This window comes from Thiohalocapsa halophila (genome assembly GCF_016583825.1).
Taxonomy (GTDB): Bacteria; Pseudomonadota; Gammaproteobacteria; order Chromatiales; family Chromatiaceae; genus Thiohalocapsa; species Thiohalocapsa halophila.
In genome coordinates this window covers 1-13,970 of record NZ_NRRV01000092.1, presented here as the reverse complement: position 1 = coordinate 13,970, position 13,970 = coordinate 1, and the positions used below count along the sequence as shown (strand labels likewise).

Sequence of the window (13,970 nt, the reverse complement as noted above, 5' to 3'; positions counted from 1 at the left end):
CCGTACCCCGTACCCCGTACTCCGTACTACCCGACCCACTGACTCTGCCCGCTCAGGGCACACCCGTCACCCATGGCCCCAGACACCGACCGCCACCCCCACCTCCTCGCCATCCTCGAGCTCGGCGGTTATCCCAACTTCACGCCGCTGTACAAGCGCCTCGGCTTCGACGCCGAGCTGGTCAGCTCCCAGCGCAAGGCGCAGGCGGCGCTGAAGCGTCGGGTGCCGGATGTCATCGTCGCCGAGTACAACTTCCAGTCCGACTTCCGCGACCGCACCAGCAATCTGGAGACCCTGATGGCCCGCCTCCAGAAGCACCCGGAGGTCCGCGTCATCTGCATCTACCAGCCCGAATACCAGCACAAGCTCGACGCCCTGCGCGAGCGCTTCCCGGTGTTCGCGACCCTGCCGCTGCCGGTGATCGAGGCGGCCATGGAGGAAGCGCTGCGGCGGACCATCGCCGGCGGTGGGGCGGCCGGCTAGACCGCTTTGGGGCGGCGCTTGACGCCCGCGGTCTTTCACCGCTCAGGATGCAGGCGTACACTTAAACCTAGAAACGGCAGTTGACCGCTTTGTCGCAGCTACAAGTGCTTGCGCAATTTGAGAATTCGTGTCGACTTCAAGGTCACCTCCCGGGTGCGGGCCGCTACGACCCCCATGGCACGCCCCGCGCGGCGCCCAGCTGCGTTACAACTCGTTGGAATAGGTCGGCTATTCCGCCTCGTTGTGCCTTGCTGGACGCCACGCGGGACGCACCCTGGGGGCCGTTCAACTACCGTTTCTAGGTTAAACCCTCCAAGCAGCGATACCGAACGGCTAGCCAGATGCACGCAGAGACCGATCTCTACTCGGCGGACTACCATGCCTGGATCAATGCGCAGGTGGCCTTGTTGCGCGAGGGGCGCCTGAAGGATATCGACGCGGAGCAGGTTGCCGAGGAGTTGGAAGCCATGGGTCGCCGCGAGCGCAACGAGCTGGTCAACCGTCTGGTCATCCTGGCCGCGCACCTGCTCAAGTGGCAGTACCAGCCGGCCCATCGTTCCTCCGGCTGGCGGGGCTCCGTCGTGGAGCAGCGCGTCCAAATCGACCGGGAGCTACGCCTGAGCCCCAGTCTGAAGCCCTTCCTGCCCGAAGCCGTCACCCAAGCCTATCCCGACGCCGTGCGCATTGCGGCGCAGGAAACGGGTTTGGATTCGGCGACCTTCCCGGCCCTGTGCCCTTACCAACCGGGCGAGCTGCTGGACGACGATTTCTGGCCCGGGTGAGGCTCGCCCCGCCCTTAGCATTGCTCGGCGGATTGTCGTCCGTCGGACGGGGAAGGTTTTGTCCATTCAGTCAGGCGCGTTGTGGCCTCACGATGCCCGCAGCAACACCTGACATTGCGCCGGCTGCTGCGGGCGGGCCCGCGGCTTGCTGGAGGATGAGCTGCTCGGGGTGCGGGCCTCCAGGCTGAACCACCAGGCGAGCTCGCTGCCGCAGCCGCTGCCCATGGGTACCGGCGACTGCTGCTTGCAGTGGGGGCTGCCGGGCGGGCATTTCAGGCGCACGTGCATGTGGGCGTCGTGCCCCCACCAGGGGCGGAGCTTGCGCAGCCACTTGGCGTCGTTTTCCTGCCGGCACAGGGCGCGCTTGATACCGGGGTTGACTAGGATGCGGTCCACGGCCGGGTCTTTGGCGGCGGACTGGATCAGGAACAGCTGGTCCGGGCCGAAGCGCTCGTTGAGATTCAGCTTCTTCGGCGTGAGCATGCTCGGCGGGTCTCGGTGCTCGGGCGTGGTGCGCACTGCTTCGGCGGGGGAGTCCGCCAGGGTCAGCCAGATGTCTACGTCGAGTCCGTTCTGGTGGCTGACGTGGGACGAGCTCATGCGCCCGCCGCGCGGCTGGGCGAGGTCGCCGATCATGATGTAGCGCCCGTTGCGCTGGTGCACGGCGCGGCCGAGATTGCGCACCAGGCGGATGGTCTCCGGATGGCCGTAGTAGCGGTTGCGGTGACGGCGGATGCTGACGAAGCCGAGACCGGTGGACGGCAGGGCCTCGGCGCCGTCGATGCAGCCGTTGCTCGGGCCGCCGATAGCGGTGGGGTCGCCCAGGGAGGCGTGCTGGATGCGCGACCAAGGGGTCTCTGCGCCGAACGCCGGCAGCGCGGCGGCCGCCAGCACCACTGCAAGCGCGATGACGGGCCCAAGCTTGGTGCGGCACCGCCTGGGCGCTGCCGCACGCCCGACGTAGGGTTCGGGTAACGCCATGACTGTTTTCCCCCAGTAAAGCTGCGCGTTGTTATACACAACGGCCTGCATGGTAGCCCAAAGCGCCGCCGCTGGGCACGCAGCGATAGCGGCCAAGGCGGCGCAGGAGAGATGGCGCACTCGAGGGGCTGGCGGTCGGCGGCGCTCGCGCACCGAAGGCGTGGTGATCGGATGAGCTTGGGCAGGGATTCGCGGCTACCGGCTGTCCGTGCGCCCACCCCAGGGTGGGCAGGTGCCGGCAGCCTGGTCATTCAGGTCGTCTTGATGCGTGCCGCGTCGGGCTTGGTGCCTCGGCTCGACCTACGAGTCTAGGCGCGGTCGCATCAGCGCGCGCAGGCTACGCGCGCGGGCTAGAGCAGTGACGCCGTCCTTGGCGCAGACGCCGTGGTGAGGGCGGCCTGGGGGCGTCCGGCCCCGTTGTGTGCGGTGGCCCTGTGGGCGGGGCTTACTCGCCCTGCTTGCGCTTATTGCTGGCGCGCTTGGCCATCAGGGCTCCGCGCATGATGAATACGACGAATAGACTGGCGATGAAGCCGGCGACCGCCACCGCGCTGCTCACCAGCACGGGCTTGGCCTGGGGCTCCGAAATGCCGAGGGTGTTGCCGACGGCGATGAGTGTCGGATTGTCCGCCGGCACGGCGATCAGGAAAGCGCAGAAGGCCAGGAAGCCCGAGAAAAAGATGAGCTTGATGTCCATCTGCACCGCGGCGAGCAGGGTGCCGAGGGCAAGCAGGTAGATCATCAGCGCCGTGTACTGCTGGTCGGTCATCAGGTCACGATAGCCCTGGGAGTTCAGCAGATATAACAGGCCGATGAGGGCGCTCCAGTGGATGACCTGCCGCAACAGGTACCAGGCGCGGTTGCTGTTACTCACGTAGGCCTGGGTCCAGCCGGACACCACGGAGACCACGGCCACTACGGGCACGAAGATCTCCCAGTATTTGTAGGTGCCGGCCATATCCTTCTGGCTGAGCCAGAACAGGACAACGGTGGCGGCGAAGAGGACGAGCAGCGGAATCAGGGCCAGCCCGACGGGGCTTAAGCCGTTGTCTCGCTTCTGTGAGGTTGCTTGATCTGTTGCGGCAGCGGACACGTCGAATCCTCCAACTGGCATTGGGAGAGGCCGACGGCCGTCGAACCCGTGTGCTGGGGTGTGCCTGCCATGGCGGCGGGTTGGACGCGGGGCAGGGAGCCGTCGGCGGGACAGCCAGGTAGAGTCTAAACCATTTTTGGAATGTGTGAAGTGGAATTGACACAAAATCGTTCGAAAAACTGTCAATATGAGCTGACATACACGATTGCCTAGTGCAGTGCTGCGCAAGCGCTGAGGCCAGGCGATCGAGACGGGATGGACTCTGCGCACCGGCAAACGCGCGCTGCAAACCTGCGCTGGGAGGCGCGGCACAGGGCGCCGCTCAGAAGGGCCAGATCAGGGGCGTCAGCAGTACGGTGATGGCACCCACCAGCAGGGTGAGCGGGATGCCGATGCGCAGAAAGTCCGCGAAGCGATAGCCGCCGACGCTGAACACCATCAGATTGGTCTGGTAGCCGATGGGCGTCGCGAAGGCCGCGGAGGCCGCGATCATCACCGCCACCATGAAGGGGATGGGGCTGACATCCATCAGCTGGGCGGCGTCCATGGCGATGGGGAACACCAGCACGGCGGCGACATTGTTGGTGGCGAGCGCCGTCAGCACGGCGGCGGCGGCGAACACCAGGGCCAGCGACAGCCAGGGCATGCCCTGCGCAAGCCCGATGAGGGAGCCCGCGAGCACGCCGGCGGCGCCCGTCTTCTCCAGCGCGGCGCCGATGCCGAGCGAGGTGGCGATCACCACCAGCACCTGCCAGTCCGGCGAGCGCCGGGCGACTCGGCCGGGGGTGCAGCGCGTCAGCACCATGGCGCCGGCGGCGAGCAGCGCCGCCTCCAGCATGCTGAAGAGGCCGACGGCGACGCTCACCACCATGGCGGCGACGATGGCCACCGCCACCGGTGCCCGCTCGTGCGCCGGCGGATGGTCGTCGCCGAGCTGTGCGACCACCAGAAAGTCCTTGGCGTTGCGCTGTTGCAGCACGAACTCCGGGTGGGTCTCCAGCAGCAGGGTGTCGCCCGCGGCCAGCACGATGTCGCCGATCTTGCGCTGCACCCGCTCGCCGCCGCGGGACAGGGCGATGATAGCGGCGTTATAGCGCGCCCGAAAGCGCCCCTCGCGCACCGAGCGGCCCACCAGCGGGCTCTTGTTGGACAGCACCGCCTCGACGAAACAGCGGTCCCGGCGCTTGCCGCCGAGCTTGAAGACCTGATCGGTCGCCGGGCGCAGCCCGCGCATGCGCTGAAGATCCATCACCGAGTCCAGCATGCCGGCGAACACCAGCCGGTCCCCGCCGCGCAGCACCGCCTGGGAGGACACCGCCGGCATGGCCTGGCCGGCGCGCTCGATCTCCACCAGGTACAGGCCCGGCAATTGGCGCAGCCCCGCCGCCTCGATGCGCTTGCCGGCCAGCGGGCTGCCCTCGGGCACCAGCATCTCGGCGGTGTAGCTGCGCACGTCCGCGAAGCTGTCCGTCGCCGTTTGGCGCGCCGGCAGCAGTCGGCTGGCGAAGAGCTGGAGATACACGATCACCACCGCCACTACGGGCAGCCCGATCCAGGCGAGCTCCAGCAGCCCCAGGCCCTCGCCGCCGGTGCGGGCGGTGTACATGCCGTCCACCACCAGATTGGTACTGGTGCCGATGAGGGTGCAGGTGCCGCCGGCGATGCTGGCGTAGCTCAAGGGCAGCAACAGGCGGGACAGCGACAGCCGGTGGCGCTTCGCCCAGTCCAGCACCGCGGGGATGAAGATCGCCACGACCGGCGTGTTGTTGAGAAATGCGCTCAGGCCCGCCGCCGGCAGCATGAGCCGCAGGCGGGCGTCTTGCTCGCTGCGCGGGCGCCCGAGCAGCGCCTGCCCGAGCCAGCCCACGGCGCCGGTCTCCGTGAGCCCGCTCACCACCACATAGAGCACGGCGACGGTGATGCCGCCCGGGTTCGAGAAGCCTGCCAGGGCCTCCTCCACCGTCAGCACGCCGGTGACCAGCAGCAGCGTCAGGGCGCCGGATGTGACGATATCCGGGGCGATGCGCGTGCGCAGGAAGAGCACGAAGCAGAGCACCACCAGCGCGATGCTGAGCCAGCCCTGCCAGCCGAGGGCCGCGATGGTGCTGGGGAGGGTGGTGGCGGCGTCCACGCCCGGGTTGCGCTCGGGATGCCTGCGGGCTGCCGGCGGCCGAGCTCAGACGCTGGCGCCGAGTCGGCGGGCGATGTCGCGGATCTGCTCGGGCGGCGGGTACTCCCCAGCCGCCGCCGCGCTCTCCAGATACTCGCGCCAGCGCAGCGCCAGCGGTGCGGTCACGTCATAGGGCCTGGCGGGTGTGCTGTGGTCGGCGGGCATCTGCGCTGAGCTCTGGACGCTCTATCCTCACGGCTTGAATGCGTAACCTGTGGGCAACGGCTGGGAGTGCCCGCGAGGGACTGCGGTCGCAGCGGCGTAGGTCGGGCCGACGCGAGGAGGCCCGACAATCCCGCAAAAGTTCGGACGCGACGGAGGTCGTGCTGACCTCGGGAGGCCCGATAATCCCCCTGGCAGCTCAGCTGCCGTCGCCGATCAATGCCTCGTAGCGCTCCTTGAAGGCCGCCTGGCGCAGCCGTTCCGCCTCCTGCTCGGTAGCGATGAGCGGCGACTCCTGCCAGGTGCCGCCGGCGTGGTCGTAGACCGAAAAACGCCAAGCCTTGCCCACCTTGAACACCTTGGTGACGTCATTGCCGGCCTGGGCCATCGCCTGCATTCGGCTCAGGCCCGTCGGGGCACCGGCCGCCGTGGCCGCCTGCTCCACCTGCGCGGTGGCGGCATCGCTGGCGCCCGCACCCGGCGCGTCGCGCAAATGGAAGGTGTTGTTCTGGATTTCGCCCTGGATGTCCAGCTCCACGGACTCGACATTGGGCAGCCGCTTCAGGATGTAGGCCGCCATCAACATGCCGAGCTTGTGGTTTTCCTTCTCCAGGGCCGTCAGCAGTTTGTCGGCGACGATCTGGCAGCGCTGCTCCAGGTTGGGCTGCGCCACCCATTCCCGGCTCATCTGCCAGCCGCCGTCCATATCGGCGTCGAGCTTGTCGCAGTAGTCGTCGCAGCCGGCGAGCACGCTCTCCGGCACGTTCAGGCTGTATTCCTGGTCCTCGACAATGGCCTTGAGGATCATGCTTCGACCTCCGCTGGCGCGTGTGCAATCTGACTCGCTATGGTATCAAAGGCGGCTGCTGCTGCCGCCGACATCAAGCCGACAGGACCCCCATGCTGCTCACCATCCCGAATCTCTTGAACGACCCGCAGCTCGAGAAAATGCAGGAGATCATCCGCGGCGGGGATTTCGTCGACGGCAAGCTCACGGCGGGCTTTGCCGCCGCCCGCGTCAAGCACAACGAGGAGCTGGGCCAAGAGCCCGAGCGCATCCAGCGCCTGATCCGCATCCTGATGGCGAGCCTGGGCCACAACGAGACCTTTCGCTTCGGCGTGCTGCCGCATCGGGTGGCGGACCCCATCTTCGCCCGCTACCGCCCCGGCATGGCCTATGGGGACCACGTCGACGACCCGATCATGGGATCGAGCGGGCCGCGCTTTCGCAGCGATGTGTCCATGACCGTCTTTTTGAATCCACCCGAGGACTACGACGGCGGCGAGCTGGTGATGCGCACCAGCTTTGGGGACAACCGGGTCAAGCTGCCGGCGGGGCATGCCGTCGCTTACCCCTCTTCCAGCCTGCACCATGTCGCCGAGGTCACTCGCGGCGAGCGGCTGGTGGCGCTCACCTGGATCCAGAGCTATGTGCGCGACCCGGCCCGCCGCGAGCTGCTGTACGAGCTGAATCTAGCGCGGGAGCACTTGCTCAAGACCGCCCCCGAGGGCGAGCACACCGCGCAGGTGGATCGCAGCTACAGCAATCTGGTGCGGATGTGGGGGGATGTATGAGTTTCGATGGGCGAGTTTCGAGTGTCGAGTTTCGAGGTGCGCGCTCCTCGTCACTCGCTCCTCGACACTCGCTACTCCTAGCTACTCAAGCCCCGCGCCTGTCCCTTCATCTTGTTGACGATGGCGTAGACGCCGACGTGGCGGTTGGGGCTCAGGTGCTCTTCCAGCTGTAGCCCTTCAAACAGGGCGTCCACATCCGTGGCCTCGATCTCCTCCGGGGTCTTGCCGGAGAAGAGCTGCACCAGCAGTGCCACCACGCCTTTGATGATGGCGGTGTCGCAGTCGCCGTGGAATTTGAGCTGGGGGCCGCCGTCCAGGGGCTCCGGGACCACGTGGACGGTGCTCATGCACTCCATGACGCGATTCGCGTCTACCTTCTGCGCGGCGTCCATGGCCGGCAGCCGCTCGCCGAGCTCTACCAGATACTGGTAGCGCTCGTCCCAATCGCCGAGCAGGTCGAAGGTGTCGATGATCTCGTCGATCTCGCTGGTCGTGGTCATGATCGGGCGATTCGCTGGCAAGTGAAAGCCTGGCCGCCGGCTGCGGCCGAGCGGCGTCGGTCGCGCAGGCGAAGCTGTTGGGACAGGCGTCGGCGCGGTCGGCTGATCCGCGCCGGGCTGGGCTGACCGCCCCCTCCGGCGGGTGTGACCCGCGCGTGCGGAGGGCTCAGACGCTGAACGACTCGCCGCAGCCGCACTCGTCCTTGACGTTCGGGTTGCGGAATTCGAAGCCCTCGTTCAACAGGCTCGACTTGACGAAATCCACTTCCATGCCGTCGATGCGCTCCAAGCTGGCGCCGTCGACGACGACTTTGACGCCGTGGCTCTCGAACACCTGATCGCTGTCGTCGAGCGCATCCGCGTAGTCGACGACATAGGCGTAGCCGGTGCACCCGCTCTTCTTGGTGGCGATGCGCAGACCGATGCCGTGGCCGCGCTTCTCAAGCTGGGTGTTGACGTGGTGCGCGGCCGTATCGGTGAGGGTGACTGCCATGGTGCTGCTCCCGTGTTGATTGTTGCACTGCCACCCGGTAGTAAACCTTCCGGGTCGGAATTTCAAGGGGGGCTAGTGCCGCTGCTCGCTGCCGCCGACGGCGCCGCCAAAGGCGGACATTTCCATCAGCCCGCGCATCAGATCGGCGCGGGCGTCGATGCCGTTGGTCTCCAGCAGCGCCTGCTTGTCGTCGGCGCCTAGGGGCAAGTGGGTGCAGAGCAGGTTGACCAGATCGTAGTCGTCCATTTTGCCGATGTCGTCCCAGGGGACCTCGACACTGCGCTGGTCGCAGAAGGCGCGCAGGGAGCCCATGAAGCGCTCGCGGTCGGCGATGCTGCTGGCGTCGAGCTCATAGTCGCCGGCGAAGCGGCTCCAGTCCGGGCGCACGCGCCGGTAGCCGTCGCGCTCGGGCAGCTCTTCGGCGATCTCGAAGCGGCAGAGTCCGGTCAGCACCAGCACGATGCGCCCGTCGGCGGTTTCGCTGTAGGAGGTGATGCGCCCGGCGCAGCCGATGCGGTGTACCGACGGCGCCTCGCCCTCGCTCTCCGCCCGCGGCTGCACCATGCCGATTAGGTGATCCTGCGCCAACGCCGCCGCTACCATGTGCAGATAGCGCGGCTCGAAAATGTTCAGTGGCAGCTGCACGCCGGGTAGCACCACCGCTCCGCTCAGGGGAAAGATGGGCAGCTCGCGGGGCAAATCGTTGAAGGCTTGGAGGAAGGGGCTTCTCACGGCAATGTTCTCCGGTCGCGGGTGTCATCCAGGCCCAGCGGCCCGATGCCGTCTCCGACAACGGCGCTTCCCGAAGTTCACGAGGTGGGGGTGGGCCCCTGCCGCTGCGAGGGGCGTTGGCGCTAATTGCGGCTCGCCGGTGGCGGCGCTGAGCGGGTACGCATGGCGCGTGCGCCGGCGCTCAATTGGTATGGTGCTCGGCGATGCCCAGGTCTTCGGTCAGCTCCTGCACCAGCTCGCCGGCGGTGGCGAAGTCGAAGCCGTTGATCGCGCTCTGTAGCGCGTTCAGCGCGTCGTCGGCCACCAGGCCCGCCAGCCGCTCGCGCAGGGACTCGAAGGCGTTGATGGCGGCGGCATCGAACTCCGCGAGCAGGCCTGCCAAGTGGTTGATCTCCATGCCGAGGTTGCTGCGTCTGCGCTCGAGGTCCGCATCCTGGTCCGCCGCCTGGACAGAGACTTGGCGTGGCTGCGAGCCCTGGCGCACGCCCTCGGCAGTCCCGGCGGCGTCGGTCCTGCTCGCCAGGGGGGCTGCGGCTGCGGCCTCGGCGCCGTCTTCGCCCAGCCGTTGGTCGATCTCCGCCAGCAAGACATCCAGCAGTTTGGCGATTTCGGCGAGCTCTGCGGTGGGGTCATCGTCCGCGCGGCGCTTGAGCGCCAGCCGCCTGGCCGCCGCGCGCAGCTCCAGCGCGCCGAGGCTCGCAGCCGCGCTCTCCAGTGCCCGGGCGAGCTGGGCGGCGCCGAAGCGGTCGCCAGCCTCGCGCAGCGAGCGCCAATCGGCCAGGAAGTCGCCGTGGTCCAGTCGGAAGCGTCCCATGAGCCGACGCAGCAGCCGCTCGTTGCCGCGCACGCGAATGCGTGTGCTGTTGGCATCCGGCGCCGTGTCGGTCTGACGGCGGTGCTCTCTGGCTGCGGCCTGCTCGGCGTTCGGCGCCGGCGGTGCCGGCGCGGTCTCCTGAGCGGACTGGCTCGCTGGCGTCGGCACCGCGAAGTCCAGCGCGAAGCGGAAGCTGCTGCCGAGGTCCGGCCGGCTGTCCAGCTCCAGGGTGCCGCCCATGGCATACACCAGTCGGTAACAGAGGCCGAGCCCGATGCCGGTGCCGTCGTGACGGCGTGACAGCGAGGTGTCGCCCTGCCGGAAGAGGCCGAACAGCGCCTCCTGCTGCTCCAGCGGGATGCCGATGCCGGTGTCGCGAACCTCGAAGCCGAGCCGCGCCCGGCCTTCGCTGCGCGCCGACAACCGGCAGGCGATGACGATCTCGCCGGCGTCGGTGAATTTGAGCGCGTTGTCCACCAGGCTCGCCAGGACCTGCTGGAGCCGATCCGCATCGCCCATCAGCACCGGCGGCAACTGCGGGTCCTGCTCCAGCCGCAGGTCGATGCCCTTGCGCTCGGCGTCTCGGGCGTAGGTGGTCACCAGCTGCGATAGCTGCTCGCTCAGCGCGAAGGCGCCGCGGTCCAGATGCAGCTCGCCGGCCTCCAGCTTCACCACATCCAGCAGATTGTTGATCTGCGTCAGAAGCCCGTGGGCGGCCTGGTCGGCCCGCAGCAGCAGGTCCTGCTGCCGCGGCGCCGTCGCCAGCTTGAGCGCCAGCCGAGTCATGCCAACCACCACATTCATGGGCGTGCGGATCTCGTGGCCGACATTGGCGAGGAAGGCGCGTCTAGCGATGTCTGCGCGGTCTGCGGCGGCCTGGGCGCGATGCAGACGCGACTCCAGCTCGCGAATGCGCACGCGATGCCGGTCGCGCTGGCGCCCGAGGGCTTGCAGGCCGGCATCGATCCGGCTCCAGTCATCCGCGTGGGGCGGCGGCCCCGTCAGCAGCTGCTGCGTGCGTCGGGCCAGCCTGCGGCGCGGGGCCAGCAGCAGCCCGGCGCCGACATGGATCCAGACCGCCGCGGCGGTGGCGGCGAGCCCGAGCCCGAGTGACGGCGCGAGCATGCCGGTGCCCACCAGTGCCGGCACACCGGCGACGACGGGGAGCAGCAGCAGCATGCGCAGGAGGGGCTCGGTCAAGGTAGGGACACTCCATCAATGGCTTGATACGGCGCTTTGCGCCGCAGCCGTGGTGAGCCGCGCAGGCCCTGGCAGGGCCTTGCAACGTTTAAGAAAAACGCTAGCGAACAACCCCCCTGGACGACTGTGATGCAGGTTCGACATTCCGCGCCCGAGGCCGATCGGCCGCGCAAAACGGACATCCGGGGCGATTGAACCCGGCCGGCTGGGCATGGTCCGACTGACAGCAATACCGCGGCCCCTTGCAATGCATGGGCCGCAGCCTCAGCGTGGGGCGATTGGTACGGCGTCGGTCTGTGAGCCCCTTGATTCGGGGCCGGCCGCAGCCGGACGTGCCGCCTCAACTTGACAGTGAGCAGCCGCGAACCCTAGGATCGCCGGCTCCCTATCGTGCGAAATCGCCCATGGATCTTTCCGCAATTCGGGCACCTGTCTCCGACGATCTCCAGGCTGTCGACGAGCTGATCCTCCAGCGCCTGCAGTCCGACGTGGTGCTGATCAACCAGATTGGCCATTACATCGTCGGCAGCGGTGGCAAACGCCTGCGCCCGCTGCTGGTGCTGCTCGCCGCCCGCGCCTGCGAATACCGGGGCGAGCGCCATCACGACATGGCTGCCATCGTGGAGTTCATCCACACCGCCACGCTGCTGCACGACGATGTCGTCGACGGCTCCGAGCTGCGCCGCAACCGCGACACCGCCAACGCCGTCTGGGGCAACGAGGCGAGCGTGCTGGTGGGCGACTTCCTGTACTCCCGCGCCTTCGAAATGATGGTGGACGTCGGCATCATGCGGGTCATGGACGTGCTCTCGCACGCCACCAACCGCATCGCCGAGGGCGAGGTGCTGCAGCTGCTCAACACCCACGACCCGGACACCGACGAGTCCCGCTACATGGAGGTCATCCAGCGCAAGACCGCGACCCTGTTCGAGGCCGGCACGCGCCTCGGGGCGGTGCTCGCCGAGGTGCCGCGGGCGCAAGAGGAGCGTGTCGCCGACTTCGGCCTGCACCTCGGCGTCGCCTTCCAGCTGGTGGACGACGCCCTGGACTACGACGCCGACAACGACACCATCGGCAAGCACATCGGTGACGATCTGGAAGAAGGCAAGCCCACGCTGCCGCTGATCCGCGCCATGGCCGTCGGCAGCGACGCCCAGCGCGCCATGCTGCGCAAGGCCATCGAAGACGGCGGGCGCGAGCGCATCGGCGAAGTGGTCGCGGCCATTGTCGATACAGACGCACTCAAGTACACTACGCAGCTCGCTAGGAAGCACGCGGAGTCCGCCCGGCAAGCCCTCGACGGCCTGCCCGATTCGGACGCCAAGCGCGCCATGTTGGCCACGGCGGAGTTCGCCGTCGCCCGCACCTACTGACCCAACGGCCAACAGCCAACAGCACGGTCAAGGTTCAGGAAGGACAACGCGCACAAGTTGCAGGTCCCAGGGCGGTTCCCGGCCGCCCGTCTTCGCACATGCGGCGGGGCCCACACTAGCGGCGGCAGCACGCCGCCAAAGCCGCCGGGAGCCACCGGCGGCCAAAACCCAATCGGGGTGTAGCTCAGCCTGGTAGAGCACTGTCTTCGGGAGGCAGGGGTCGAAGGTTCGAATCCTTTCACCCCGACCATACAAGCTTCTCATAAGTAGAAGCCCAGAAAACGGCTGAGAGCTGCCAGGGCTCTCAGCCGTTTTTTTTGGGGATAGGCGCGGCGGCTCGGATCATGCCAACGCCAAGGCCTTGAACGCGGCCTGTTTCATATCCCCGAAGAACACCGGATCTACGTGCTCCAGCACGTCTGGGCTCACGTCCAGAAACTGTCGCTTGTTCTCGATCGGGATCAGCGCGCGCTTGCCGCCGTTGTCCATGGCCACCTGCAGGGGCTCGGTGAGGGAGCGCACCGCGATGGAGTGTTTTCTGAGCCGATCGTCCAGTTGGCCGGCTAGGTAGTCGTGGAAGGGGGGTATTGGCGGCTCAGGTTTCCTGCGGCGATGGGGAGCAGACGTCGAGCCAGCGCGTTTACAATTCGCGGGTATCAGATCAAGTCGAGTCGTGCTTCGAGGAAGTCGGCAACACCTGGCAACTCCTGGCGCCGCAACACGTCGACGAACGCTTCTGGGTCAAGAGGGGGTCGCTGTAAGGCCTGCCGCTGTGCTTTGGCAACACGCGCGAGCACCTGTGGCTCCAGGTCCGCGAGGTCCAGGATGAAGTCGTCCGGATGGATCGCGAAGATCTCGTACTCGTCCAACACTGTGTCGGGGAAGTCCTTCAAATTGAGTGTGATGATCGCCGCCGCCCCGGCCCGAATCGCAGCCGCCAGCACGTGCCGGTCGTCCGGGTCGGGCAGATCCAGGCCATCGACGATGTGCTCGTAGCCGGTGACCAGGCAATCCGGCACCGCGTCGTTGATCTGCTCAGCGACGGCTTCGAGCTTGCCGGGAGGGATGTCGGGCCGCTTGGCGTAAAGGCTGCTTATCCATTCCGCGTGGATTGCCGCTGTCCAGCGGGCCCGGAACCGGCGCGTCTGGGCCAGGCGCACCAGCAGATCGCGCAGCGGTGCCGGGTAGAAGACGCAGGCGTCGTAGATGACCGTGAAGTTGGCCAAGCCGCATCCCCGGTCAATAACCCATGCCAAGCTCCTGGGCGCCGCGGGTCAGCGCGTCCGCCGACGCACGACTCTTCGCGTCCATCCGATCCATGTAGGCAATCAAATCCTCGTACTGGAGGCGCCGGTGGCGACCCACCTTGGTGAAGGGGATCTCGCCAGCTTCGAGCAGCTTCACCAGGTAGGGGCGCGAGACGTTCAGCAGGTCCGCCGCCTGCTGCGTGGTCAGCGTATGTCCGATGGGCACCAAGGATACCGCGTTGCCCTGCGCCATCTGGTTCAGGATGTCCGCCAGCAGGCGGATGGCGGACACCGGGACGACGAATTTCTCCTCGCCGTCGAACACACACAACTGGGCCTTGTCGTCTTTGCCGATGACGGCGGCG

General features: G+C 67.5%; 16 protein-coding genes and 1 tRNA gene. 5 read left to right on the top strand and 12 right to left on the bottom strand.

From position 1 onward, the window contains the following. Window positions 1-72: 72 nt before the first annotated feature. Complete coding sequence (locus CKO31_RS23265; RefSeq protein WP_200242254.1) at window positions 73-483, top strand: hypothetical protein; 411 nt, start codon at window positions 73-75, stop codon at window positions 481-483. 341 nt (window positions 484-824) lie between these two features. Continuing rightward, window positions 825-1,265, top strand: coding sequence for a DUF29 domain-containing protein (locus CKO31_RS23260; protein ID WP_200242251.1), 441 nt, complete (start codon window positions 825-827; stop codon window positions 1,263-1,265). Window positions 1,266-1,352: 87 nt separating this feature from the next. Here the strand turns inward: CKO31_RS23260 and mepA are convergent, their stop codons facing one another. From mepA to CKO31_RS23235, 5 genes are all read right to left on the bottom strand, one after another. Beyond that, a complete protein-coding gene (mepA, locus tag CKO31_RS23255) occupies window positions 1,353-2,246 on the bottom strand; it encodes a penicillin-insensitive murein endopeptidase (protein WP_200242248.1) in 894 nt (297 codons plus the stop codon). Window positions 2,247-2,691: 445 nt separating this feature from the next. Continuing rightward, on the bottom strand, window positions 2,692-3,339 hold the full coding sequence (locus CKO31_RS23250) for a hypothetical protein (RefSeq protein ID WP_322789204.1): 648 nt from the start codon (window positions 3,337-3,339) through the stop codon (window positions 2,692-2,694). A gap of 322 nt (window positions 3,340-3,661) precedes the next feature. Further along, window positions 3,662-5,470 (bottom strand): SLC13 family permease, encoded by a 1,809-nt coding sequence (locus CKO31_RS23245; protein ID WP_322789203.1) that lies wholly within the window; start codon window positions 5,468-5,470, stop codon window positions 3,662-3,664. 45 nt (window positions 5,471-5,515) lie between these two features. Next, window positions 5,516-5,674, bottom strand: coding sequence for a hypothetical protein (locus CKO31_RS23240; RefSeq protein WP_200242236.1), 159 nt, complete (start codon window positions 5,672-5,674; stop codon window positions 5,516-5,518). Between the two features lie 196 nt (window positions 5,675-5,870). Then, complete coding sequence (locus CKO31_RS23235) at window positions 5,871-6,479, bottom strand: hypothetical protein (RefSeq protein WP_200242234.1); 609 nt, start codon at window positions 6,477-6,479, stop codon at window positions 5,871-5,873. Between the two features lie 92 nt (window positions 6,480-6,571). On the opposite strand from CKO31_RS23235, the gene CKO31_RS23230 reads away from it, so the two are divergent. After that, a complete protein-coding gene (locus CKO31_RS23230) occupies window positions 6,572-7,246 on the top strand; it encodes a Fe2+-dependent dioxygenase (RefSeq protein WP_200242230.1) in 675 nt (224 codons plus the stop codon). A gap of 77 nt (window positions 7,247-7,323) precedes the next feature. Here CKO31_RS23230 and CKO31_RS23225 read toward each other — a convergent pair whose 3' ends face one another. The 4 genes from CKO31_RS23225 to CKO31_RS23210 all read right to left on the bottom strand — a co-directional run bounded on the left by CKO31_RS23225 (window position 7,324) and on the right by CKO31_RS23210 (window position 10,985). Beyond that, on the bottom strand, window positions 7,324-7,746 hold the full coding sequence (locus CKO31_RS23225) for a SufE family protein (protein ID WP_200242227.1): 423 nt from the start codon (window positions 7,744-7,746) through the stop codon (window positions 7,324-7,326). Window positions 7,747-7,912: 166 nt separating this feature from the next. Continuing rightward, a complete protein-coding gene (locus tag CKO31_RS23220; protein WP_200242225.1) occupies window positions 7,913-8,239 on the bottom strand; it encodes a HesB/IscA family protein in 327 nt (108 codons plus the stop codon). A 72-nt stretch (window positions 8,240-8,311) separates the two neighbouring features. Beyond that, window positions 8,312-8,971, bottom strand: coding sequence for an LON peptidase substrate-binding domain-containing protein (locus tag CKO31_RS23215; protein ID WP_200242211.1), 660 nt, complete (start codon window positions 8,969-8,971; stop codon window positions 8,312-8,314). Window positions 8,972-9,152: 181 nt separating this feature from the next. Further along, window positions 9,153-10,985: an ATP-binding protein gene (locus tag CKO31_RS23210; protein ID WP_200242200.1), complete on the bottom strand. Its 1,833-nt coding sequence runs from the start codon at window positions 10,983-10,985 to the stop codon at window positions 9,153-9,155. A 404-nt stretch (window positions 10,986-11,389) separates the two neighbouring features. Here CKO31_RS23210 and CKO31_RS23205 point away from each other — a divergent pair, with 404 nt between their 5' ends. Then, complete coding sequence (locus tag CKO31_RS23205; RefSeq protein ID WP_200242197.1) at window positions 11,390-12,358, top strand: polyprenyl synthetase family protein; 969 nt, start codon at window positions 11,390-11,392, stop codon at window positions 12,356-12,358. A 173-nt stretch (window positions 12,359-12,531) separates the two neighbouring features. Continuing rightward, a tRNA-Pro gene (locus CKO31_RS23200) sits at window positions 12,532-12,608 on the top strand. 92 nt (window positions 12,609-12,700) lie between these two features. Here CKO31_RS23200 and CKO31_RS23195 read toward each other — a convergent pair. From CKO31_RS23195 to CKO31_RS23185, 3 genes are all read right to left on the bottom strand, one after another. After that, window positions 12,701-12,880 (bottom strand): hypothetical protein, encoded by a 180-nt coding sequence (locus tag CKO31_RS23195; RefSeq protein ID WP_200242195.1) that lies wholly within the window; start codon window positions 12,878-12,880, stop codon window positions 12,701-12,703. A 134-nt stretch (window positions 12,881-13,014) separates the two neighbouring features. Further along, complete coding sequence (locus CKO31_RS23190) at window positions 13,015-13,584, bottom strand: VapC50 family PIN domain-containing toxin (RefSeq protein WP_200242193.1); 570 nt, start codon at window positions 13,582-13,584, stop codon at window positions 13,015-13,017. 13 nt (window positions 13,585-13,597) lie between these two features. Further along, window positions 13,598-13,970, bottom strand: a 373-nt coding sequence (locus CKO31_RS23185) for a helix-turn-helix domain-containing protein (protein ID WP_200242191.1), incomplete at its 5' end; no start/stop codon positions are given.

What these genes read in the sequence shown, in the direction of transcription:
- CKO31_RS23265 (WP_200242254.1), top strand. Translation starts at nt 73, where the DNA reads ATGGCCCCAGACACCGACCGCCACCCCCACCTCCTCGCCATCCTCGAG.
- CKO31_RS23225 (WP_200242227.1), bottom strand. Translation starts at nt 7,746, where the DNA reads ATGACCACGACCAGCGAGATCGACGAGATCATCGACACCTTCGACCTG.
- CKO31_RS23260 (WP_200242251.1), top strand. Translation starts at nt 825, where the DNA reads ATGCACGCAGAGACCGATCTCTACTCGGCGGACTACCATGCCTGGATC.
- CKO31_RS23230 (WP_200242230.1), top strand. Translation starts at nt 6,572, where the DNA reads ATGCTGCTCACCATCCCGAATCTCTTGAACGACCCGCAGCTCGAGAAA.
- mepA (WP_200242248.1), bottom strand. Translation starts at nt 2,246, where the DNA reads ATGGCGTTACCCGAACCCTACGTCGGGCGTGCGGCAGCGCCCAGGCGG.
- CKO31_RS23220 (WP_200242225.1), bottom strand. Translation starts at nt 8,239, where the DNA reads ATGGCAGTCACCCTCACCGATACGGCCGCGCACCACGTCAACACCCAG.
- CKO31_RS23240 (WP_200242236.1), bottom strand. Translation starts at nt 5,674, where the DNA reads ATGCCCGCCGACCACAGCACACCCGCCAGGCCCTATGACGTGACCGCA.
- CKO31_RS23205 (WP_200242197.1), top strand. Translation starts at nt 11,390, where the DNA reads ATGGATCTTTCCGCAATTCGGGCACCTGTCTCCGACGATCTCCAGGCT.
- CKO31_RS23235 (WP_200242234.1), bottom strand. Translation starts at nt 6,479, where the DNA reads ATGATCCTCAAGGCCATTGTCGAGGACCAGGAATACAGCCTGAACGTG.